The sequence below is a fragment of the Parasphingomonas puruogangriensis genome (genome assembly GCF_036663635.1).
Taxonomy (GTDB): Bacteria; Pseudomonadota; Alphaproteobacteria; order Sphingomonadales; family Sphingomonadaceae; genus Sphingomonas.
Map to the genome: position 1 here is coordinate 31,789 of NZ_JAXOJI010000010.1, position 22,354 is coordinate 54,142.

The window sequence follows — 22,354 nt, forward strand, 5'->3', positions numbered from 1 at the left end:
TACGGAAGAACAAGCATGGCGCCGCTCATCGCGATCGTGGGCTCGGACGGATCGGGCAAGTCGACCGTCGGCGAAGCCTTGCTCGCCTGGATGAACCAGCGCCAGCCGACCGAATTGCACCATCTCGGCAAGCAGACCGGCAATATCGGTCGCACGATCGCCCGCTGGCCGCTGATCGGCGGAAAGCTGGACAAGACCATCGTCAAGCAATCCGGCGGGGCGAAGAAGGGTGGCGGCCCGACCGCGTTCACCGCCACGATCATCTACGCCTTCTCGATGCGCCGCGTGCGCCGCTTCAAGAAGATGCTCGCGGCACGGGCGCGCGGCGTCGCGATCCTTGCCGATCGCTTCCCGCAGACCGCCGTCCCCGGCCCGATGGACGGGCTCGGCCTGGCCAAGGCGGGCGCCGGCCTGCCCGGCCGCCTGGCCAGGCGCGAACGCGCGCATTACGAGTGGATGGAGCAGTATCGCCCCGATCTGGTCATCCGTCTCAATGTCGACCTGCCCACGGCGCTCGCTCGCAAACCGGACCACCGCCCCTCGTCGCTCGCCACCAAGATCGCCGACGTCCCGCGCCTGACCTTCAACGGCGCCAAAATCGTCGATCTTGATTCCACGCAACCGCTGGAACTGGTCATCGAACAGGCCAAGGCGGCGATCAGCGAAACGCTCGGCTGGTGAAGCATTGGTTTGCCGACGGCGTTTTCCGCACGGTGCTGCGCAACGCCGGCTATCTCGCGTCGGGCAAATTGGTCGGCGCCTTGCTCGGGCTGGTAGCGCTGGCCTGTGCCGGGCGCGGCCTGTCGCTGACGCAATTCGGCGTACTGATGATCATCCACACCTATGCCAGCGGCGCGGGCGGCTTGGTCAAGTTCCAGACCTGGCAATATATCGTGCGCTACGCCACGCCCGCTTTGCACCATGGCGACGACAAGCAAGCGCGCGACGTGATCCGCTTCGCCTTCGGGCTCGATCTCGCCAGTGGCCTTGTCGGCATGATCGGGGCGATGGCGCTGCTGCCGCTCCTGGCCGGCTATTTCGGCATCGGCGGCGACTATCTGTGGATCGCCATCGCTTATTGCACCCTAATCCCGACGATGACCGAGGCCACTGCCACCGGATCGCTCCGCGTGCTCGACCGGTTTGATCTCATCGCGCAGCAACAGGTGGTGACCCCGTTCCTGCGCGGCGGTGGCGCGGCGATCGCCTATTTCGGCGGCTTCGGCCTGCCGGGGTTCGTCCTCGCTTGGTACGTCGCCGATCTGCTCGGTGATCTAGCACTTTGGGGCTTTGCGGTCCGCGAATTGAAGCGGCGCGGGATGCTCGGCGCGCTTCGCCCCGGCATGTTCGGCGTCGTCCGGCGCCTGCCCGAGGCGTGGAAGTTCGTGTGGACCACCAATGCCGCGCATTCGGTCTATGCCGCCTGGGGCCCACTCAGCAATCTCGTCGTCGCCACGATCCTCGGGCCGGTCGCCGCCGGCCTGTACAAGATCGCCAGCACCTTGCTCGATTCGGCGACCAAGCCTGCCGATCTGCTGCGCAAAGGCTATTATCCCGAGATCATGCGGCTCGATCCGCGCGAGTCGCGCCCATGGCTGTTGGGCGTGCGCACGGGCCTGCTCGCTGGCGGCTTGGGGCTGGTCGTGGTCGCGGTGGTCCTGCTCGGCGGGAAGCCGCTGATCGCCTTCGCCTTCGGGCAGAAATATCTGCCGGCCTATGATTTGCTCAAGCTGATGGTCTTCTCGTTGGCGATCCAGATGGCAACCTTCCCGCTCGAATCGCTGCTGTACATGGCCGGCCGGCAGGGCGCGGCGCTGGTCGCGCAGGTCGCCGCGGTCGCCGCCTATCTCACCTTGCTCGCGATCCTCACGCAGCGGTTCGGGCTAAACGGGGCAGGGTTGGCCTATCTGCTCGGCAGCGTCGCGGTCGCCTTGTGCATGCTGGTGCCGACGCTGATGGCCTATCGCCAGCGCGCAAAATTGCCCTGGCCCCCGGTCAAGGTCGAGCCGGCATGAGCGGCTTCTCGCCAGCACAGCTCGACGCGCTATTCGCGGCGATCCTGGTCAACGACGTGGTTGATGCGGCGGTCGAGCTGCCGGCGACGATCCGCGTCGATTATCCCACCGGCCATCTGGCCGATGGTTTCGCGCTTTCCCGGCAATTATGGGAGACGGGCTTCGACCGCGAGGCGCTGATCGCCCTGGCGACTCGGCTCGGTCGCGACGGCGCGATCGACGCCATCGAGCAGCTGTGGTTCAAGCACATCCGCGCCAAGTTCAAGCATCTGCGCTTCGCCTTCGTCTTGTACGGCGCCGAGCATCGCTGCCCGGCGACGTTCAAGGCGGTCACCACGTCGATGGGGCATTTGCAGGATGCGTTCCGGGGTGGTCGGCGCGGCGCGGTGGCCCGGCAAGCGGCAGTGCTGCGGCTGTTGCTAGCGCGCGTGCCGTTGGTCGTGCTCAAGCGAGAGATCGCTCGGATGAAGCCGAGCGACAGTGCCGACTTCCGGCGCTTTACGCTGGCCCAGATCGCGGAATTGCGCGGCATGCTGGCGACGGACACGATCACCGGCCACAAATTCCATGTCGCGCGGAAGATCGTCAGCCGCCAGGTGTCGTTTCACGACGATATGCGCTCGATCCATGCCGCCGACGAACATTTGGCCATGTCGCGCTATCTCAGCGCGATCAACGGGCTGATGGGGCAATATCATGACGGTCTGGTGCTGCGCAAAGTCAGCGGCGAGCTCGATTATGCGCGCGAGACCTTCGCCTTCCCGCCAGATATCCGGGCGCGATTGACTGCATTGGTCGATCGCTACCCTACCTAAATTGCTCTTGCCGCTTGGGCACCAACAGCTCGATCCCATCCTTGGCGTAGACGGTCCGATAATGCGACCGGATGGCCGGGATCAGCAGGTTCTCCTGCCAGCCCGGATTGTGCCCGCGCATCTGGATCATCGCAAACCGCCCTTCGGCCAGGGCGGGCGCCAGCGCGGCGGCTTTGCCGTGCAGCAATCGCTGTTTAACCGAGAAAAAGTCGATTCCGCTCTCGCGCCCGGCCCAATAGCAATAGGCCTGATCGTCGCACGCCACCGGCCCGGCGGCGCTACGGATCGCGGCGATCATCGGGGCCGCGTTGCGCACCGCCATGTCGCGGTCGCGGAGCTCGCGCAAATTGGCGGTGGCGGCAAGCGGCACCAGGCACAAGGCCGGGACCACGCTGATTCCGATCCAGGCAAGGGACGGGCGCGGCCGCAACGCAGTTGCTACCGGCACCGCAATGGCCAGCGCGATCACCGTTTCGAAGAAGGCGTTGACGTCCACCCCGCTGCCCGCGCGCTGCACGATGCCGAGCGGGATCGCCACTGCCAGCAGCACGATCGGCAGCGCCAGCCGGCGGTCGGCCCGCCAGTGTGCCAGCAACGGGCGGCAGGCGATCACCACCGGCAGCATCGCCAGTAACAGCGGCCCGCCCTTGGCCAGCATGCGCACCAGCGAGTAGCTGCGCGCGGGGGCGAGTACGTCGATGAACGCCATTGCCCCCCAGATAGTGTACACGCCGGCGCAGGCGATCGCCGCGAACACCGCGCCGAACGCGATCCAGGCTAGCAAGGCGCGGCGCTCGAACAGCGCCAGCCACAAGGTCACCGCGATCGGAAAGGCCACCAGATTGTGCTTGATCAGCTCGCCGGCGACCATCAGCGCGGCGGCGATCGCGATGCTCCGCAGGCTCGGCGGCTGTCCGCTGCGGCGTGGCACGAGGAAGAACACGCCCCACACCATCGCCGCATCGCCCAGCCATTGCGGATCGTTGATCGCCACATAGGTGCGCAACAGCGTGACCGAATAGGCCCCGAACAACAGCAGCCCGGCGATCTGCCAGCGCCGCCCCGGCGCCAGCCGTCCGACGATCGCCAACACCGCCAGGCCGCTGGCGAGTTGCGCGAGCACCGCTAGCAGCCGTCCGGCGATGATGGCGTCGCCGGTGAGGGCCGCGAGCCAGCCGACCAGCAGGAAAGACAGTGGCGGATAATTGTTCGCGATGAGCGATTCGGGATCGGGATAGAGCGCCGCGGCGCCGAACGTGCGGACCACATGTCCGGCATTCCAGCCTTCGTTGACGCTCAGCGGCGCCGGGGCCGGCAGCCACCATAAACGGCCGAGGATCAGCGCCACGATCAGCAAGACGCCCAGCAGCAGGAGGCGCGTGTCGCGGCGATCGGTCGCTCCGATCATGCCGGCGTGGTCGGGAAATCTCGAAGACATTGATTGGCCTTAGCGACATTTTCACCGCTTGCGGAAGCCTGATCGACTGCCCAAATACTGACACGAAGGTGTCGCATAAGGTTCATCGAGTAGACGCAGGACAGAAACGTTGCTTTTTGCAACGAACAGCGAGTGCGTTCGTTACGCGTCGTGATCGCCGGGAAGGGCAATATTGATGAAGAGCAGTTTGCCGTTCGAGGCATTAGGCCTGGCCGGCACTTTCTCTCGTCCGGCCGACGCGCCGGCCGCGCCAGCCAAGGTGTCGCGGCAGCGCCCGCTGCCGCTGCGAATCGCGACGCCGGCCGATGCCGAGGTGCGCATCGGCATCATCCACAATATGCGTGCGCGGCATAACGCATCGCGTCAGCCCCCGGCGGTAATCGCCGGCTGCGACCATGCAATGCCCGGCTCGCACCGCGAGCTCGATCAGGCGCTCGAGACGTTTGCCGCCAACGGCGTCAACGCGCTGGTCATCGATGGTGGCGACGGGACGATTCGCGACGTGATGTCGGCTGCCTTGCGGCACTTTGCCCGCGTGTTTCCGCGGGTCGCGATCATCCCCTCGGGCAAGACCAATGCGCTGGCGGTCGATCTTGGCCTGCCGCTCAACTGGACGGTGGCCGATGCGGTCGAGGCGATTCGGCTTGGCGGGATCAAGGAGCGCGCGCCGCTCGAAGTGTGGCGCGAGGGCGATGTCGAAACGAGCCTGCGCGGCTTCATCTTCGGTGCCGGCGCCTTCGTCCGCGCGACCGAACTGGCCCAGACCACGCATCGCTTCGGCGCGTTCAACGGCTTGGCGGTCGGCCTGTCGATCTTTGGCGCGGTAGCGCAGACCGTGTTCGGCGGGCGGGACAATTCATGGCGGCAGGGCGAGTGGATGCGCGTCGCGACCGGGAATACGGTGATCGATGCGCCGCAATATATGCTGCTCGGCTCGACGCTGACGCGGATGCCGCTGCGCATCAAGCCGTTCGGCCGCACGCGTGGCGGGCTCAAGCTGCTGCGCATCGAAGCACAGCCGCGGCGGATCCTGTCGGCGCTGCCGGCCTTGCTCGCCGGCGACGAAGCCGCTTTCCTGCCGGAGCGCGGCTATCACCGCGTCGATGCCAAGCAGGTCGAGCTGACGCTCGCCGGCGAATTCATCCTGGACGGCGAGACCTTCCCTGGCGGGACGATGACGCTGCGCCAGGGCAAGCCCATGCGGTTCGTCGTGCCATGAATACGCTGGTCCAGTTCGTCGAACACGAACTGGCAACGCCGGTCGCGGCCCGCATTGCCGGCATGGCGGCGCAATTGGCCGCACAATTGAACGGTCGCGCGGTGTTGTTCTATGGCTCGGCGCTGCGCACCGGCGACATGGACGGCGTGCTCGATTTCTATGTGTTGACGGACCGTGCGCGCGGGTCGCTGTTGCGTCGCGCCGGGATGCGCTGGTTGTGGCCGGACGTCAGTTTTCACGAGATCGTCGTCGATGGCCTCACGCTGCGCGCCAAAGTCGCGACGATGCCGCTCGCCACGTTCGAGCAAGCGACGCGCGGCTCCTTCATCGACACGACGATCTGGACGCGGTTCGTGCAGCCCTCGGCCTTGGTGTGGCGGGCCGACGATGTCGTGGCGCGCCGCGTGGTGCGGGCGATCGGCGATGCGGCGATTACCGCCGCGCGCTTCGCCGCGGTGCTCGGACCCGAGCAGGCCACGCCGCGGGACTATTGGCTGGCGCTGTTCCGCGAAACCTACCGTGCGGAGATGCGCGTCGAAGCGCCCGGCCGCGAGCAGCAGATCCTGGTCTACGATCCGGCGCGCTATGAAAGGTTGCTGCCGATCGCATGGGCGGCCGGCGACGTCGCCTATGCCGAGCAGGACGGCCGTCTCGCCCCGCGCCTGCCGTTCGAAACCTGTCGCACACTGACCCAGGCATGGCTGGTCCGCGTCCGTGCCGGCAAGGCGCTCAACATCGCGCGGCTGATCAAGGCCGCCTTCACGTTCGACGGCGCGGCGCGCTACGGGCTGTGGAAAGTGCAGCGCCATACCGGTATCGACGTCGAGCTGACGCCGTGGCGCGAGGCGCATCCGGTGCTCGCCGCGCCGGCGGTGCTGTGGCGAGTGATGCGCGCGCGCGCCTCGTGAGCTTCAACGCCTTGGTGCTGGCGGGCTCGCGCGGCGGCGTGGATCCCTTGGCCGATTACGCCGGCGTCACCGACAAAGCGATGATCGAGATTGGCGGGCGAACCATGCTGGCGCGTGTCATCGCCGCGCTGCGTGAGGCGGGGGCAGGGCGGATCGCGGTGGTGGTCTCGTCGGACACGGTCCGCGCGGCTGCGGAACAGCTCGGCGCCGAGGTCATTGCCGCCGCGGCCGGCCCGAGCGCCAGCGCCGCGCGCGGTTTCGCCGAACTCGGCGCGCCGTTGCTGGTGACGACCGCGGATCATGCACTGCTGGAGCCGGCATGGATCACGCGGTTTTTGGCCGATGTTCCCGCCGACGCCGATGTTGCCGTGCTGCTTGCGCGGCGCGACGTGATCGAACGCGCGGTGCCTGAGACGAAGCGCACGTACCTGCGCTTCGCCGACGGCGCGTGGTCGGGCTGCAACCTGTTCTATCTCGCCACGCCTAAGGCCGCGGCGGCGATTGATCTGTGGCAGCGCGTCGAGGCCGATCGCAAGCGGCCATGGCGCATCGTCGGTCGATTGGGGCCACGCTTGCTGCTGCGCTATCTGGCCGGGCGGCTGACATTGGCGGATGGGCTCGGCCATGTCGGCAAGCTCGCCGGTGTGACCGCGCGCATGGTGGCAAGCCCGTTCGGCCTGGCCGCGGTAGACGTCGACAAACCAAGCGACCTGGATCTGGTCCGCGGGCTGATCGAAGGCTGATCCGTCATCCCAGCGAAAGCTGGGATCTCACGCGTTAGACTTGGGACTCTATGTTATCCGTCATCCTGAACTCGTTTCAGCATCCATGCGCGGCCAGTCGCCCAACCGGCGACGTCCGTGAGGCGGATGACCGCGCATGGATGCTGAAACAAGTTCAGCATGACGGCTTCTCTTGAGACAATGCAAAGCTCCCGCCTTCGCTGGGGTGCTAAGGACGCTTTAGATCTGCCCTAAAATCATCCCGTCGATCGCCTGCGCCACACCATCGTCATCATTCCCGCCGGTCACCAGATCGGCCTTGGCCCGCACCTCTGCCGGCCCCTGGCCCATTGCGATCGACAGGCCGGCGCGCGCGAACATGGGCAGATCGTTGGCCTGATCGCCGATCGCGGCCACCGCCGACAATGGGGTGCCCATCGCTTCCGCCAGCAGCGCGATGCCGTCACCCTTATTGGCGGGCAGGGCGGTAACGTCGAGATAATAGGTCTGGCTTTGCATGATCGTCGCGCGGTCGCTGAGGTGCGCCGCGCGCGCGTGCAGGCCCTGCAACACTGCCGGATCGTCGCTGACGAACGTCATCTTGTCGGTCCGCTCGACGAACCGAGCAAAATCCTGCGTGATCACCGGCTCTTGGTTCGATGCCTTGCGCTCGCTGCCGATATGTCCGCCCCGATCGGTGCTGGCATACCAGAGGTCATCGGCGAACACCCAGATGTCCGCCGCGACCCCCTCGGCCAGCTCGAGCATCGTCCGCACAACCTCCGGATCGACGCGGTGCTGGCACAGGATCGTGCCATCGCGCTTGAACACGGTGCCGCCGTTGAACGCGCCCATCGGCGCGTCGATGCTCAGCTTGTCGGCGATCGGCATCATGCCCGAACGGGGCCGCGCGCTGATGATCGTGAAGCCCAGGCCCGCGTCGGTCAGCCGTCCAACCGCTGCGGCCGTGCTGTCCGTCACCTGCTTCTGCTTGTCGACCAGCGTCCCGTCGACATCCGACACCACCAGGCGGATCGCGTCGTTCACTGTGGCATCTCGACATGTCCGCCAAAGCCGTAGCGCATCGCCGAGAGCAATTTGTCGCCGAACGTGTGATCCACACGGCTGCGATAGCGCGCGAACAAGGCGGCGGTGAGCACGTTGGCGGGCACCTTCTCCTCCATCGCCGCATCGATCGTCCACTGGCCTTCGCCCGAATCCGCGACGCTGCCGGTAAAGTCCTTGAGGTCCATGTCCTTGGCCAGCGCGATCGCCGAGAGATCGAGCAGCCAGGACGAGATCACGCTGCCGCGCCGCCACACTTCGGCGATATCGGTCAGGTTGAGATCGAAGCGCTGATCCTCGGCCAGATGCTCGGACGACTTGCCCTTGAGGATGTCGAAACCCTCGGCATAGGCCTGCATCAGGCCATATTCGATGCCGTTATGCACCATCTTGACGAAGTGGCCGGCGCCCGGCGGGCCGGCATGGATATAGCCCTGCTCGGCGCGTTCGTCCTCGCCGTCATTGGCCATGCGCCCCGGCGTGCGCGGGATCGTGCCCAGGCCCGGCGCCAGCGCGGCGAGCATCGGATCGATATGATCGACCGCCTCCTTGGCGCCACCGATCATCATGCAATAGCCGCGTTCCAAACCCCAGACGCCGCCCGACGTACCGACATCGACGTAGCGGATGCCCTTCTCGGCCAGCGTCTGCGCGCGGCGCACGTCGTCCTTGTAGAAGCTGTTGCCGCCATCGATGATGATGTCGCCCTCGCCGCACAAAGCGGCGATGCTGGTCACGGTCTGCTCGGTCGGCGCGCCTGCCGGCAGCATCACCCAGAAGATGGCGGGGTGATCGAGCTTGCTCTTCATGTCCTCGAGCGAGGATGCGGCAATCCCGCCATCCGCGGTCAGCGCATCGATCGCCGGCTGATTGCGATCGAACACCACCGCCTCGTGGCCCGCCAGCATCAGCCGCCGCGCAATGTTTCCGCCCATCCGGCCGAGGCCGATGATCCCGATCTTCATGTGGCTGTGTCCTTTAGGAATTTCGTCGGATTGAAAAGGCGTCGCCCTCACCCTTCGCCGGCTTCGCCGTCTTTTCCCTCTCCCGACGGGAGAGGGAGGGAGCGCGCAGCGCGGAAAGGTGAGGGCGATTTATCTCAGGCTTCCGCCGGATGCTTCGCCGCGATCGCGCCGAGCAGATCGTCGAACGCCTTGGAGAAGCTCGCCACGGCCTCCTCGACCAAGGTATCCGTCACCCCGTCCAGATCCAGCCCCAGCCGCTGCTGCGCCGCAATCACGTCGCGCGCCGCATCGACATCCGCCGCCAGCGTCTGCCCCACCGTGCCGCGCTCGCGGAACGCATCCATCGTCTTGGGCGGCACGGTATTGACCGTGTCCTTGCCGATCAGCGTGTCGAGATACAGCGTGTCGGAATAGTCCGGGTTCTTCGTGCCGGTCGAGGCCCAGAGCAGCCGCTGCACCTGCGCGCCCTTGGCGGCCAGTTTCTGCCACCGTTCCGTAGCGATGAACTCTTCATACCAGGCATAGGCCATTTTGGCATTGGCGATCGCTACCTTGCCCTTCAGCGCCTTGGCCTCGTCGCCGCCGATACCGGCATCGATCTTGTCATCGATCTTGGCATCGATTCGGCTGACGAAGAAGCTCGCCACGCTGGCAATGCGGTCGATCGGCTGGCCCTGCCGCACGCGCTCCTCGAGCCCGGTGACATAGGCTTCGGCGACCGACTTGTAGGCCTCGATCGAGAATAACAACGTCACGTTGACGTTGATGCCTTCGGCGATCGTCGCGGCGATCGCGGGGACGCCGGCCGGCGTCCCCGGAATCTTGATCATTAGATTGGGCCGGTTTACCGCGCCCCATAATTTCTTCGCCTCGGCGATGGTCGCATCGGTATCGTTGGCGAGATAGGGCGAGACTTCCAGGCTGACATAGCCGTCCTTCGCATCGAGCCGGTCGTACACCGGGCGCAGCGTGTCCGCCGCCGCCTGGATGTCGAGGATGGCGAGATGCTCGTAGCGATCGATCGTCGCCGCGCCGGGATGGTTCTTGTCATAGGCGGCAAGCTCTGCGTCATAGGCGTCGCCATGCCCCATCGCCTTTTCGAAGATCGACGGATTGGAGGTGACCCCGGTCAGCCCGTCTTCATCGACCATCTTCTGCAGGCCGCCCGCGGCGAGGAACTTGCGATCGACAAAGTCGAGCCAGACAGCTTGGCCCGCGCCGGCGAGATCGTTGAGACGGCCCATGATCTTTTCCTTCTACTAATGTGACGTCGCCCTCACCCTTCCCGCCGGCTTCGCCGGCTCCTTTCCCTCTCCCGATCGGAGAGGGAGGGAGGCGCGCAGCGCCGGAAGGGTGAGGGTGACCGTTACGCCTTACCCAGCAATTCCTTGGCCACTTTCACCGCATTCTCCACGGTGAAGCCGAACTTGTCCTGCAGCTTGGCGATCGGTGCCGAGGCCCCGAAAGTCGACATGGTGATCGTCCGGCCGTCCAGCCCGACATAGCGATCCCAGCCGATCTCGCCGCCCTGCTCGATCGCGAGCCGCGCGGTCACCGCCTTGGGTAGCACCGATTCCTTGTACGCCGCATCCTGCAGCTCGTAGCGTGCCCAGCTCGGCAGCGAGACGACACGGGCCTGAATACCCTCGGCCTTGAGCTGCTCGTACGCCTTCACCGCCAGCGACACTTCGCTGCCCGTCGCGATCAGGATCACTTCCGGGCTTTCGCTGTCGGCCAGCACATAGCCACCCTTCATCAGCCCTTCGGCCGAAGCGTATTTGGTGCGATCCAGCGTCGGCAGCGCCTGGCGCGAGAAGATTAGCGCCGCCGGGCGGTTATTCTCGGTCAGCGCGGCCTTCCATGCCCAGGCCGTCTCATTGGCATCGCACGGCCGGATCGTATCGAGCCCCGGGATCGCACGCAGCGTGGCGAGATGCTCGATCGGCTGGTGGGTCGGGCCGTCCTCGCCCACGCCGATCGAATCGTGCGTGAACACGAAGATCGCGCCGAGTTCCATGATCGCCGCCAGTCGCACCGGCGGACGCATGTAGTCCGAGAACACCAGGAAGGTCGCGCCGTACGCCCGCAAGTGTGACAGCGCCATGCCGTTGACCACCGCGCCCATGCCATGTTCGCGCACGCCGAAATGCAGGTTGCGTCCGTCATAGCTCGCCGCCTGGAACGAGCCGCCATGGTCGATCGTGGTCTTGGTCGATGGCCCCAGATCCGCCGAACCGCCGAGCAGCCATGGCAGCTTGGGTGCGATCGCGTTGAGCACTTTGCCGCCGGCATCGCGCGAGGCCATGCCCTTCTCATCCGCGTCGAATACCGGAATGTCGGCATCCCAGCCTTCAGGAAGCTGATCGGACAGGATGGCGTCGAGTTCCTTGGCAAGGTCCGGCTCGGCGGCACGGTAGCGTTCCAGCGTCGCTTCCCATTCCACGCGCAGCTTGGTCCCGCGATCGGCGATCGCCTTGTTAAACGCGTCGGCGACGCCCTCGGGCACCAGGAACTGCGCGTCTTCGGGCCAGCCATAGGCCTTTTTGGTGCCGCGAATGTCGTCGGCGGTCATCGCCTCGCCATGCGCCTTGGCCGTGCCCTGGATCGAGCTGCCGTAACCGATGATGCTTTTCACCACGATGAAGGTCGGCTTGTCGTCGGTGGCAAGGAACGTTTCCAGCGCCGCGGCCACCGCCTTGGTGTCGTTGGCATCGTCGACATGGATCACGTTCCAGCCATACGCCTCGAAGCGCTTGCCGCAATCCTCGTCGAACGCCAGGTCGGTGCTGCCCTCGATCGATACCTTGTTCGAATCGTAGATCCAGCACAGGTTGGAGAGCTTGAGATGCCCGGCCAGGCTGGCCGCCTCGCTGGCCACGCCTTCCATCATGTCGCCGTCGCCGGCCAGCGTGTAGATATTGTGGTCGAACAGCGTGTAGCCCGGCTTGTTGTAGCGCGCCGCCAGCCAGCGCTCGGCGATCGCCATGCCGACCGAATTGCCGCAACCCGCCCCCAGCGGCCCGGTGGTCGTCTCTACGCCGGTGGTATGGCGATATTCGGGATGGCCTGGGGTGCGCGACGACAGCTGCCGGAACTGGCGGATATCCTCCAGGCTCACTGCGGGCGAGCCGCTCGGCTTGCCGTCCTTGTCGATCTCCTTGATCCCGGCGAGGTGGATCAGCGAATAGAGCAGCATCGAGGCATGGCCCACCGACAGCACGAAACGATCGCGATTGGCCCAATCCGGGCGATCGGGATCGGTGCGCAGGAATTGCGACCAGAGCGTATGCCCGACCGGGGCCAGCGCCATCGGCGTGCCGATATGGCCCGATTTGGCCTTGGCCACCGCGTCCATCGAGAGCGTGCGGATCGTGTCGATGGTCAGCCGATCGAGCGACCCATCCTCATGCAGGCCGGCTGGGGTGTCGGTCGCTGGGGCGTCGCTCATGATCAAACTTCCTTGAGGCTTTAGGCTCCCTCAACGCGAGGGGCGCGGCGCGGTTGCTTCTGCGTGCTTAACTGGCCCGGTCAAGCCGGGTTACAACCCCGGCAGCCGAGATATACGCAGAATCGATCTCGGTGAGAAACAGTCCGTGGCCAAGAACGCCGGGAATTGCAGAGAGTTGCGTCGCCAGCGTCGTGGAATCGAAGCCGATCGGAAAAACGCCGTCGAGCACGGCATTGTTCTGATCAGTGCGATAGGATCGCCCGTCGCGCATCCGCTGAGTCGTGTCGCCGCCCAGCGCTTCCACCTGTGCCGCCACGAATGCGAGGGCCAGCGGCAGCACCTCGATCGGCACCGGAGCGGCCCCGAGTATATCGACCCTTTTCGAGCCATCGCCGATCGCGATCATCCGCCGCGCCGCGCTGGCGACGATCTTTTCGCGCAGCATCGCGCCGCCCGCACCCTTGATCGCGCGCAACGCGCCATCGATCTCGTCTACCCCGTCGATCGCCAGATCGATCGCGGCGAGATTGTCGAACGGAATGATGGTGATGCCAGCCTCGGTGGCCGCCCGTTCGGTCGCCAGCGATGTCGCCACCGCGGTGATGCGCAGGCCGCCCCGCACCCGCGCGGCCAAGCGTGCGATGAGAAACGCGGCGGTCGATCCGGTGCCCAGCCCGACGACCATGCCATCAGCTATCTCTGCCGCCGCCGCGTCGGCCGCTGCACGCTTGTCGTCGTCTTGCGCCATCGTTTCGTCCTTCAGGGTAACCGGGCTGCACGTAGCCGCCTACGCTGCCATGCCAAGCATGTGTCAAAACGTTTCCGAAACGGCACTGAATTGGCCTCCGCGTTGACCGCGACCCCCACGACGCCTATTTCTTAGCAACAATGAGCATGACAGAAACGCTATCCCCCGCCCAGGCGATCGTGCTGGTCGAGGATGATCCCGCGATCCGCACGCTCACCACGCGCGCGCTGCAGCAGAACGGCTATATCGTCCGCCCGGCCGGCTCCGCACCGGAAATGTGGCGCGCGCTGGAGGCGGGGCCGGTCGATCTGGTGCTGCTCGACGTGATGTTGCCGGGCACCAGCGGCATCGATCTGTGTCGTGCGCTGCGCCAGAAAAGCGACGTGCCGATCATCTTCATCAGCGCCAAGGGCAGCGAGACCGATCGCGTCGTCGGGCTGGAGCTCGGCGCCGACGATTATATCGCCAAGCCGTTCGGCACGTCCGAGCTCGTCGCGCGGGTGCGCGCGGTGCTGCGCCGCGGTGCGCTCGATCGCCGCCACGGTCGGCCCGAACAGGGCTTGCTGACCTTCGACGGCTGGCAAGCCAATCTGTCGCGGCGCGAATTGCTGTCGCCATCGGGCTCCTTGGTCGATCTCACCGGCGCCGAATTCGATCTGTTGGTCAGCCTGATTGACCATGCCGGCCGGGTCATCGCGCGCGATCGGCTGATCGAATTGTCGCGCAGCCGCCTTGGCGACAGTTCCGATCGCAGCGTCGACGTGCTGGTCAGCCGGCTGCGCCGCAAGCTCAGCCATGACGACAAGCCCGCCCCGATCGTCACGGTACGCGGCGTTGGCTATATGATGACGGCGAGCGTGACGCGCAGTTGATCGCCCACGCATGAAACGCCTGGTCGCGCCCTCGATCGGCATCGTCGGCCGCGTCATTGCCATCCTGCTGCTCACCCTGGCGCTGGAATTTGGCGTCAGCACCTTGCTGTACGAACGCGCCAGCCAGTTCGCCGTGCGCGAGGACGAGGCCCACCGGCTCGCCGAGCATCTCGTCATCAGCCGCAAGCTCGTCGCCGAACAGCCGCCGGCCGAGCGCGCCGAAATGGCCGCGGAGCTGACCACCGATCGCTACGCGTTGCGCTGGCAACAGGCATTGCCCCCGCCGCCGCCGATCGCGCCGACTTTGGATGAGATGCGCGAGCAGGTGGTCGCCTGGGAACCGTCGCTTGCCGCAGCCGATCTGCGGCTGCAATTGACCTCGCCAGGGCGCAATCCCTTCGTCACCGGCGGGCTTCGGCTGCCGGATGGCAGCTGGCTGTATTTCCGCACGATCGAGCCGCTGGTGACCGTCAACCTGACGATCGAACGCATCGCGTTGACGCTGATCCCGGCCATCGCGCTGCTCGCATTGGGCATCTTGCTGGTGCGGCGCATGCTGTTCCCGCTGCGCCGGCTCGCCGCCGCGGCGGACGATTTCGGCCATAGCGGCGTCGGCGGAGCCGTGCCCGAATCCGGGCCGCGCGAGGTGCGCCGCATGACCGGCGCCTTCAATCGCATGCAGGATCGCATCACTCGGCTGATTGCCGAACAAGCGCAGGCGCTGGCCGCGGTCGGGCATGACATGCGCACGCCGCTGGCGCGGCTGAAATTGCGCTCCGACGCGATTCCCGATGCCGAATTGCGCCGCTCGGTCGAGCAGGACGTCGCCGAGATGGAAGCGATGATCGCCTCGTTGCTCGCCTTTCTTGGCGGCGACGATGAACCGGAAAAGCCGGTGCGCAGCGATCTCGCTATCCTGTGCGCGACAATCGTCGATAATCTCGCCGATGCCGGCCATGATGCGGAATATGTCGGCCCCGATCATCTCGATCTGGTACTGCGCCCGATGGCGCTCCGGCGCGCGATCAACAATTTGGCGGACAATGCCGCGCGCTATGGCGATCACGTCTGGCTGCGGCTGTCGCGCGTCGAGGATCGGGTGAAGATCGTGGTCGAGGATGACGGCCCGGGCATCCCCGAGGCGGATTTCGCCCGCGTGCTTGAGCCGTTCGTGCGGCTCGACGATGCGCGGCAGCGCGACGTGGTCGGTTTCGGCCTGGGTCTGGCGATCGTCGCGCGCACGGTGGAGGCGCAGGGCGGCACGCTGGCGCTATCGACGCGCGATGGCGGTGGGCTTTGCGCGACGATCACTCTGGCGGCGCCCCCGGTCCCCGCCTGACGCCAAGGCACAGGGCAACGCATTTCGCTGAGTGTATCCTACATGTCGCACCTTGCCGGAATCCGGCGACCCGGCGCCGCCGCATAATTGACAAGGCGGCAAGTAATCCACGATACCTCGGTAACGCCCAGAGCGATCGTCACCCTCCCTCGTTTGGGGGAAGAGGCGCGACGGATTGGGCACGCGGGCTGGAACCTCACAGTTATTCTTTTGGAGGTTTCCATGAAATTGTCGCTTAAGCTCGCTGGCGCGGCCATGCTTCTCGCCGCTCAACCTGCCTTCGCGCAGGACGAGACCGCCCCGCCCAAAGAGATCACCGTTACTGGTTCGGTCGCCTTGGTATCCGATTATCGCTTTCGCGGCGTTTCGCAGTCGGACGAGGAACTTGCCGTTCAGGGCGGCCTGACGATTACGCACAGCAGCGGCGTGTATGTCGGCACCTGGGCATCGAACCTGGCCGGCTGGGGCACGTTCGGTGGCTCGAACACCGAACTCGATCTCATTGCCGGCTATAAGGTGCCGGTCGGCGGTGGCGCGGTCGATATCGGCCTCACCTGGTACATGTATCCGGGCGGGTCGGACAAAACCGATTTCGCCGAGCCTTATGTCAAATTGAGCGGCACGGTCGGCCCGGTCACGTTGCTCGCCGGCGTGGCCTATGCGCCCAAGCAGCAGGCGCTGGGCAATTGGTCGTTCACCGGTACCAACGCGCAGGACGTGCTGGCCGGCGGCGCCTATGACGATGCCGGTGACAAAGAAGACAATCTGTATCTATGGGGTGACGCCAGCGCCGGCGTGCCCAATACGCCGCTGACCGTGAAGGGTCATATCGGCTATTCGGATGGCAATCCCGGCCTTGGGCCCAACGGCACCAGCGTCGCGCCGACCGGCAAATATTGGGATTGGATGCTCGGCGCCGATTTCGCCATCAAGGGCACGCCGCTGACGGTTGGCGCCGCTTATGTCGACACCGACATCAGCAAGCGCCAGTCCGCCTATCTGCTGCCGAACTTCTCGTCGGCGGAAGGCAAGTCGATCGCCGACGCGCAAGTCGTGTTCTCGGTCAGCGCCGCTTTCTGATCCTCGCGTCGCGCGCGTCTCCGGGCGCGCGCGACCTTGTCGCGGGCAGGGCAACCGCAGTAAGCGGGCCGCGCACAAGGAGATCGCCGCCATGAAGACCCGCGCCGCCGTCGCGTTCGAAGCCAAGCAGCCGCTCGAGATCGTCGAACTCGATCTGGAAGGGCCCAAGGCCGGCGAAGTGCTGGTCGAGATCATGGCCACCGGCATCTGCCACACCGATGCCTATACGCTCGACGGGCTCGATTCGGAGGGCATCTTCCCCAGCGTGCTCGGCCATGAGGGTGCCGGGATCGTGCGCGAGGTCGGCGCCGGGGTGACCAGTGTGGCGCCCGGGGATCACGTCATCCCGCTTTACACGCCCGAATGCCGCCAGTGTAAATCGTGCCTCAGCGGCAAGACCAACCTGTGCACCGCGATCCGCGCCACGCAGGGCAAGGGGCTGATGCCGGACGGCACCACGCGCTTCTCGTATAATGGCCAGCCGATCTTCCATTATATGGGCTGCTCGACCTTCTCCAACTTCACCGTGCTGCCCGAGATCGCCGTCGCCAAGATCCGCGACGACGCGCCGTTCAAGACGAGCTGCTATATCGGTTGCGGCGTCACCACCGGGGTCGGCGCCGTGGTCAACACCGCCAAGGTGCAGGTCGGCGATACGGTGATCGTGTTTGGTCTGGGCGGCATCGGGCTCAACGTGCTGCAGGGCGCGCGCATGGCCGGCGCTGGCATGATCGTCGGCGTCGATCTCAATCCCGATCGCGAGGAATGGGGCCGCAAGTTCGGCATGACTCATTTCGTCAACCCGAAGCAGGTCGGCGATCTCGTCGCGCATCTCGTGGCGCTGACCGACGGCGGCGCGGATTACACCTTCGATTGCACCGGCAACACCGATGTCATGCGCACCGCGCTCGAGGCCTGCCATCGCGGCTGGGGTACCAGCATCATCATCGGCGTGGCCGAAGCGGGCAAGGAAATCGCCACGCGGCCGTTCCAGCTGGTTACCGGCCGCAACTGGCGCGGCACCGCGTTCGGCGGCGCCAAGGGCCGTACCGATGTGCCCAAGATCGTCGACTGGTACATGAACGGCAAGATCGAGATCGACCCGATGATCACCCACGTGCTGCCGCTGGAGGATATCAACAAGGGTTTCGAGCTGATGCATGCCGGCGAAAGCATCCGCACGGTGGTGCTGTACTGAGAAAGTAATCTTCTAGCGCTTCCCCGGCGAAGGCCGGGGCCCAGTCGCGATGGCGGATGTAAAGTAGCGCAGCGGCAGTTATCTACTGCTCCGCCACTGGGCCCCGGCCTCCGCCGGGGAAGCAAGGAAGGGTTTAACAACCCCCACTGGCCTTCCGCCCCGCCGCGCGATAGCCTCGCCGCATGCCGAGGCCACCGCTGCCATGACCACGCTCAGCCGCGAGATGGCGCTGGTCGCGTCATGCTGCCGTTGGCCGCCATCCCCGGCGCGCGATGAAGCGGTTCGCGCGGCGGCGGAGGATGTGGCCTGGCCCCTGGTCGCCACGCTGATGCGGCGGCACCGCGTACAGGCCCAGGCCCGCGCCGCGCTCGCCGCCGCCGGGGTAATGCTGCCGCCGGCACTGGCCGATCACCTCGCGCGCGACGCCGCCCGGCTGGTGCTGCGCAATCGCCTCCTAGGGGCGGAAAGCGTGCGGCTGCAGGCATTGTTCGATGCGCAGGGCATCGCCTCCGTGCTGGTCAAGGGCGCCGCGCTGGCCGAACAGGCCTATGGCACGCAGGCGATCAAGCATGCCAAGGACATCGACCTCCTCGTCCGGCACACCGATCTCGCGGCGGCGCGCGGCGTCGCCGAACACGCCGGGTATCGCTTGCAGCTCCCCCGCGCGCGCCTGTCGCCGCACGACATGGCCAAGGTGCTGCGCTATGGCCGCGAGCTGACCATGGTCCATGCCGCCACCGGCGTGCAGCTCGAATTGCATTGGCGGCTGACGCACAATCCCCGCGTCCTGCCCGATCTCGATCCCGGGGGCGCGACCGAGACCGTCCGCTGGGCGGACGGCGATCGCGCATTGCGCACGCTGCCGCACGACGATCTGTTCGCCTATCTCTGCGTGCACGGCGCGGCGCACGGCTGGATCCGGCTCAAATGGCTCGCCGACATCGCCGCCTGGTTGTCGCATCACCCACCCGCCGAGATCGAACGGCTCTATCACGCTGCGCAGCAACGCGAGGTCGGCGACATTGCCGGGCAGGCGTTGTTGCTGGCGCATCGCCTGCTCGCCATGCCCCTGCCGCAGACCCTGCGCGACACGCTGGAGCGCAACGCCAAGGTCGGCCGGCTGGTCGCGGCCGCGCTGGACCTGCTGGCCGGGCCGGGGGCAGAGGCGGAGATCGCTGAGCGGCGGGCGGGGCAGGCCAAGCTGATCCGCGCGCGGCTCATGCTGTCGCGCGACCGCGCCGATCTCTGGGCTTATTTCCGCGCTCACGCGATCGCTCTGGAAGACGTGTTGGCGCTGCCGCTGCCGCGACAGCTCGAACTGCTCTTCGTCCTGCTGCGCGGGCCGCTATGGCTGGCGCGGCGACTGCGCGCACGTCACCACACCTGACTCGACCCGGATGACGTGGTCGCACAATGCCATGCTGTCGGCGCGGTGGGAGACCATCAGGATCGTCGGTCGCGGATCAAGCGCCGCTAGCCGCGCCAGCAGTGCCGCTTCGCCCGCGGCGTCGATCGCATTGGCGGCCTCGTCGAGCACCAGCAGCCGGCACGGGCGAACCAGCGCGCGGGCCAGCGCGATGCGCTGGCGCTCGCCGCCGGACAGCAAGGCGCCACGCTCGCCGACCACCGTCTCCAACCCATGGTCGAGCCGCTCGATCAGCGGCCCGGCGCCGGCGAGCGCGACGGCGCGGGCCAAAGCGGCGTCATCCGCTGCACCGTCCCAGCACAGATTGCGCCGCACGCTATCGTGAAACAGGAAACCGTCCTGCGGCACATAGGCCACGCCGTCGCGCCAGCCGGCGCGCCGTTGCGCGTCAAGCGCCACGCCGCCAACGCGCATCTCGCCGGCTTGCGGCGCGATCAGCCCGATCAGCAAGTCGACCAAAGTCGTCTTGCCCGCCCCGGACGGGCCGCTGATCCCGACAAAGCTGCCAGGCGCGATGGCCAGACTAGCCTGCGCGACGCCGCCGCCGCCGGGATGCAGATACCGTGCGTCGCGCAGCTCGATCGGGCCGGGCAGGGGGGCGATCGGCGTAACGGCGGGTGTGCCGTCAGCCAGATCGGCCTCGAGTTGCCGGATGCCCTCGAAGCTCGGCAGGCCGAAGAAGAATTGCTGGGTCGCGGTCTGGATCTGCTGCGCGGGGCCGCTCATCCGCGCGAAGATCAGGATCAGCGCGATCAGCACCGGCGCGGCAATGCCGTACGCCACCCCACCGAACACCAGCGCCGCCCCGGCCATCGCCGATCCCAGCCCGAAGGCACCGCGCGCCCGCGCCTGCCTGCGCTGAAAGGCCAGGCCGTGGCGGCGCAACTGCGTCTGGATCATGGCGAATTCGCGCAGGAAATGGCCCTGGCCGTTCTGCGCCGCCGCCGCCTTCAGCCCACCGAGCAGGCCGCTCGCGCTGGCCATCATCTCTTGGGCTTCGCGCAGCACATCCTTGCCCAGATCATGCGATCGCCGGTGGCCGCGGAACACCAGGAACGCGCCCAGCGCGAGCACCAGCAGCACCGGCAAGGCGAAGCCCGGCGCCAGGCTCAGCGCCAGCGCGCCCTGCACCGCCAGTAACACCGCCGCGACGCTGCCTTGGATGAGGAACTGCGCGCTGCCGGCGACGCGTTGCATCTCGCTGCCGAGCAGATTGGTCAGGCGGGCATGGCGCAGTGCGACGATGCGGCTCCACGGCGCTGCGGCCAGCGTACCGAGCGCGCGATTGCGCAACGCCTCGACGAATCCGCTCTGCAGCTCTGCCAACCTGACATCACGCGCGTAAAGCAACGCCGCGCGCAGTATCGCGACCAGCAGGAACGCGCCGAGCAGCACCGCCAATTGCTGCAGCGCTGTGACCGCCCCGATCGCGCGCAGCGGTTCGTTCAGCCAGCCGCGCCAGCCCTCGGCCCCGCCGGGCACGACGACACCCAAAATCGGGATTAAAAGGATGACGCTGACGCCCTCGAGCAGCGCACCGGCAGCGACCAACGCCACCGCGCGCAGCCCGCGCCAGCCGGCATGATCGGCAAAGGCGCGGACGAAATCCGCCGCCGCGCGTCGCATGCTGCCTCGCTGTCGCGCGGCATTGCTGATAGGATCGATCGGCCCCACCGGAGCAGCATATCGCGACATGCGCCAACGGCAAAATGACGAGCCCTGTTGCAATGCAGCAATATAATATGCTACCGGGCGGTACATTAATTGATCGCCGCCACTTGAAGTAGCGGTTGGTGATCAACACTTGGTGGCGCTCAGCACCTGCCGGACGGTCCGGATAGCGTGTGGAGGGTGGCCGGGACAAGCCGGAATATCGCCGTGGGGACTTTTCTGATGATCGAACAGGCTGGTTGGTTGCGTACCATGGGTACGAGCGCCGCACTTTTGGCGCTTGCCGCCTGCGCCAAGGAAGCGCCGCCGCCACCGCCGCCGCCCGGCGTGTCCGTGGCGCTGCCGTTGCAGCGCGAGGTGAATGACTGGGACGAATATGTCGGCCGGTTCGAGGCGTTGCAGGATGCCGAGATCCGCCCGCGTGTGTCGGGCACGATCGATCAGGTATTGTTTACCGACGGGCAGTATGTGCGCAGCGGCCAGCCCTTGTTCGTGATCGATCCGCGGCCGTATCGCGCTGCCTTGATGCAGGCGCAGGCGACGCAGGCCAAGGCCCAGGCGACGTTGGTCAATGCCCGCAGCGAAAGCGCCCGCGCCGGCAAATTGCTTGAGGCGCAGGCAATCTCGCGGGAGGAATCGGAGCAGAAGACCGCCGCCGTCGGCACCGCCTTGGCCGATGTCGCGGCCGGTCGCGCCGCGGTGAACACCGCGCAGCTCAACCTCAGCTTCACCACGGTGCGCGCGCCGGTCGCCGGTCGCGTCTCCAACCGTCGCGTCTCGAAGGGCAATTTCGCCACCGAGGGCACGACGGTGCTGACCCGCGTCGTCTCGACCGATCCGATCTGGTTCACCTTCGAAGGCGCGGAAAGCTTCTATCTCAAGTATCTGCGGCAGGACAGCACCGGCGAGCGCGGTTCCTCGCGCGGCACGGCCAATCCGGTCGAGGTCAAGCTGGCCGACGAGCCGACCTATCGCTGGCGCGGCAAGATGGACTTCCTCGATAACGCGATCGACCAGAATTCGGGCACGATCCGCGCCCATGCCCTGATCCCCAACCCCAACGGCTTCCTCACCCCCGGCATGTTCGGCCGCGCGCGTCTGCTCGGTTCGGGCACGTACCGCGCGATGCTGGTGCCCGACGAAGCGATCACGACGGATCAGACCCGCAAGCTCGTTTATGTCGTCGGCAAGGACAACAAGGCCACCCCGCGCCCGGTCGAGACCGGCCCGCTCGTGGATGGCCTGCGCGTGATCAAATCGGGGGTGAAGCCCAACGAGCGCGTGATCATTGCCGGCATCACCAATTTGCAGCCAGGTGCGCCCGTCACGCCGAAGCTGACCCGTATCGCCGCCCGCCCCGATGCCGTCGCGCCCAGCGCGCAGCCGGATAGTGCGCCGCCCTCCTCCGAAGCAACGGTGCGTTAA

The 22,354-nt window shown here is 66.5% G+C and carries 19 protein-coding genes; 12 read left to right on the forward strand and 7 right to left on the reverse strand.

Annotated features, from left to right (window positions below; genetic code table 11):
- The first annotated feature begins 15 nt into the window (after positions 1 to 15).
- The 3 genes from U1739_RS19045 to U1739_RS19055 are packed head-to-tail and all read left to right on the forward strand — an operon-like array spanning position 16 to position 2,830.
- On the forward strand, positions 16 to 681 hold the full coding sequence (locus tag U1739_RS19045; protein WP_332710178.1) for a nucleoside/nucleotide kinase family protein: 666 nt from the start codon (positions 16 to 18) through the stop codon (positions 679 to 681).
- Positions 678 to 2,015 (forward strand): lipopolysaccharide biosynthesis protein, encoded by a 1,338-nt coding sequence (locus tag U1739_RS19050; protein WP_332710179.1) that lies wholly within the window; start codon positions 678 to 680, stop codon positions 2,013 to 2,015. The genes U1739_RS19045 and U1739_RS19050 overlap by 4 nt, the downstream gene beginning before the upstream one ends.
- Entirely contained in the window at positions 2,012 to 2,830 is an 819-nt protein-coding gene (locus U1739_RS19055; RefSeq protein ID WP_332710180.1) for a hypothetical protein, read from the forward strand. The genes U1739_RS19050 and U1739_RS19055 overlap by 4 nt, the downstream gene beginning before the upstream one ends.
- On the opposite strand, the gene U1739_RS19060 is transcribed toward U1739_RS19055, so the two are convergent.
- On the reverse strand, positions 2,823 to 4,268 hold the full coding sequence (locus tag U1739_RS19060) for a glycosyltransferase family protein (protein WP_332710181.1): 1,446 nt from the start codon (positions 4,266 to 4,268) through the stop codon (positions 2,823 to 2,825). The two genes, U1739_RS19055 and U1739_RS19060, sit on opposite strands and share 8 nt — an antisense overlap.
- A gap of 175 nt (positions 4,269 to 4,443) precedes the next feature.
- Here U1739_RS19060 and U1739_RS19065 point away from each other — a divergent pair, with 175 nt between their 5' ends.
- From U1739_RS19065 to U1739_RS19075, 3 genes are read left to right on the forward strand one after another with little or no spacing between them, the layout of a single operon-like run.
- Positions 4,444 to 5,487 (forward strand): diacylglycerol/lipid kinase family protein, encoded by a 1,044-nt coding sequence (locus tag U1739_RS19065; RefSeq protein WP_332710182.1) that lies wholly within the window; start codon positions 4,444 to 4,446, stop codon positions 5,485 to 5,487.
- The gene (locus U1739_RS19070; RefSeq protein ID WP_332710183.1) at positions 5,484 to 6,395 is read left to right on the forward strand and encodes a hypothetical protein; all 912 of its coding nucleotides are present in this window, start codon (positions 5,484 to 5,486) and stop codon (positions 6,393 to 6,395) included. Before U1739_RS19065 ends, U1739_RS19070 begins: the two co-directional genes overlap by 4 nt.
- Entirely contained in the window at positions 6,392 to 7,138 is a 747-nt protein-coding gene (locus tag U1739_RS19075) for an NTP transferase domain-containing protein (RefSeq protein ID WP_332710184.1), read from the forward strand. The genes U1739_RS19070 and U1739_RS19075 overlap by 4 nt, the downstream gene beginning before the upstream one ends.
- A 219-nt stretch (positions 7,139 to 7,357) precedes the next feature.
- Here U1739_RS19075 and U1739_RS19080 read toward each other — a convergent pair whose 3' ends face one another.
- The 5 genes from U1739_RS19080 to rpiA form a co-directional block, all read right to left on the reverse strand.
- Positions 7,358 to 8,164, reverse strand: a complete 807-nt coding sequence (locus tag U1739_RS19080) for a Cof-type HAD-IIB family hydrolase (protein ID WP_332710185.1) — start codon at positions 8,162 to 8,164, stop codon at positions 7,358 to 7,360.
- Positions 8,161 to 9,276 (reverse strand): phosphogluconate dehydrogenase (NAD(+)-dependent, decarboxylating), encoded by a 1,116-nt coding sequence (gnd, locus tag U1739_RS19085; RefSeq protein ID WP_332710283.1) that lies wholly within the window; start codon positions 9,274 to 9,276, stop codon positions 8,161 to 8,163. The genes U1739_RS19080 and gnd overlap by 4 nt, the downstream gene beginning before the upstream one ends.
- A gap of 5 nt (positions 9,277 to 9,281) precedes the next feature.
- Positions 9,282 to 10,391, reverse strand: a complete 1,110-nt coding sequence (gene tal, locus U1739_RS19090; RefSeq protein WP_332710186.1) for a transaldolase — start codon at positions 10,389 to 10,391, stop codon at positions 9,282 to 9,284.
- A gap of 122 nt (positions 10,392 to 10,513) precedes the next feature.
- Positions 10,514 to 12,595, reverse strand: a complete 2,082-nt coding sequence (gene tkt, locus U1739_RS19095; protein ID WP_332710187.1) for a transketolase — start codon at positions 12,593 to 12,595, stop codon at positions 10,514 to 10,516.
- 67 nt (positions 12,596 to 12,662) lie between these two features.
- Entirely contained in the window at positions 12,663 to 13,343 is a 681-nt protein-coding gene (rpiA, locus tag U1739_RS19100; protein WP_332710188.1) for a ribose-5-phosphate isomerase RpiA, read from the reverse strand.
- Between the two features lie 146 nt (positions 13,344 to 13,489).
- Here rpiA and U1739_RS19105 point away from each other — a divergent pair, with 146 nt between their 5' ends.
- The 5 genes from U1739_RS19105 to U1739_RS19125 all read left to right on the forward strand — a co-directional run bounded on the left by U1739_RS19105 (position 13,490) and on the right by U1739_RS19125 (position 19,219).
- Positions 13,490 to 14,215 (forward strand): response regulator transcription factor, encoded by a 726-nt coding sequence (locus U1739_RS19105; protein WP_332710189.1) that lies wholly within the window; start codon positions 13,490 to 13,492, stop codon positions 14,213 to 14,215.
- A 10-nt stretch (positions 14,216 to 14,225) separates the two neighbouring features.
- Entirely contained in the window at positions 14,226 to 15,554 is a 1,329-nt protein-coding gene (locus tag U1739_RS19110; protein WP_332710190.1) for an ATP-binding protein, read from the forward strand.
- A gap of 222 nt (positions 15,555 to 15,776) precedes the next feature.
- Positions 15,777 to 16,634 (forward strand): TorF family putative porin, encoded by an 858-nt coding sequence (locus tag U1739_RS19115; RefSeq protein WP_332710191.1) that lies wholly within the window; start codon positions 15,777 to 15,779, stop codon positions 16,632 to 16,634.
- 91 nt (positions 16,635 to 16,725) lie between these two features.
- Complete coding sequence (locus tag U1739_RS19120) at positions 16,726 to 17,832, forward strand: S-(hydroxymethyl)glutathione dehydrogenase/class III alcohol dehydrogenase (RefSeq protein ID WP_332710192.1); 1,107 nt, start codon at positions 16,726 to 16,728, stop codon at positions 17,830 to 17,832.
- 202 nt (positions 17,833 to 18,034) lie between these two features.
- The gene (locus U1739_RS19125) at positions 18,035 to 19,219 is read left to right on the forward strand and encodes a nucleotidyltransferase family protein (RefSeq protein WP_332710193.1); all 1,185 of its coding nucleotides are present in this window, start codon (positions 18,035 to 18,037) and stop codon (positions 19,217 to 19,219) included.
- Here U1739_RS19125 and U1739_RS19130 read toward each other — a convergent pair.
- Positions 19,178 to 20,884, reverse strand: coding sequence for an ATP-binding cassette domain-containing protein (locus U1739_RS19130; RefSeq protein ID WP_332710194.1), 1,707 nt, complete (start codon positions 20,882 to 20,884; stop codon positions 19,178 to 19,180). The two genes, U1739_RS19125 and U1739_RS19130, sit on opposite strands and share 42 nt — an antisense overlap.
- Before the next feature lie 252 nt (positions 20,885 to 21,136).
- Between U1739_RS19130 and U1739_RS19135 the strand changes: the two genes are divergently transcribed.
- Positions 21,137 to 22,354 carry an efflux RND transporter periplasmic adaptor subunit gene (locus U1739_RS19135; RefSeq protein WP_332710195.1) on the forward strand — a complete coding sequence of 406 codons (1,218 nt, stop codon included), beginning with the start codon at positions 21,137 to 21,139 and terminating at the stop codon, positions 22,352 to 22,354.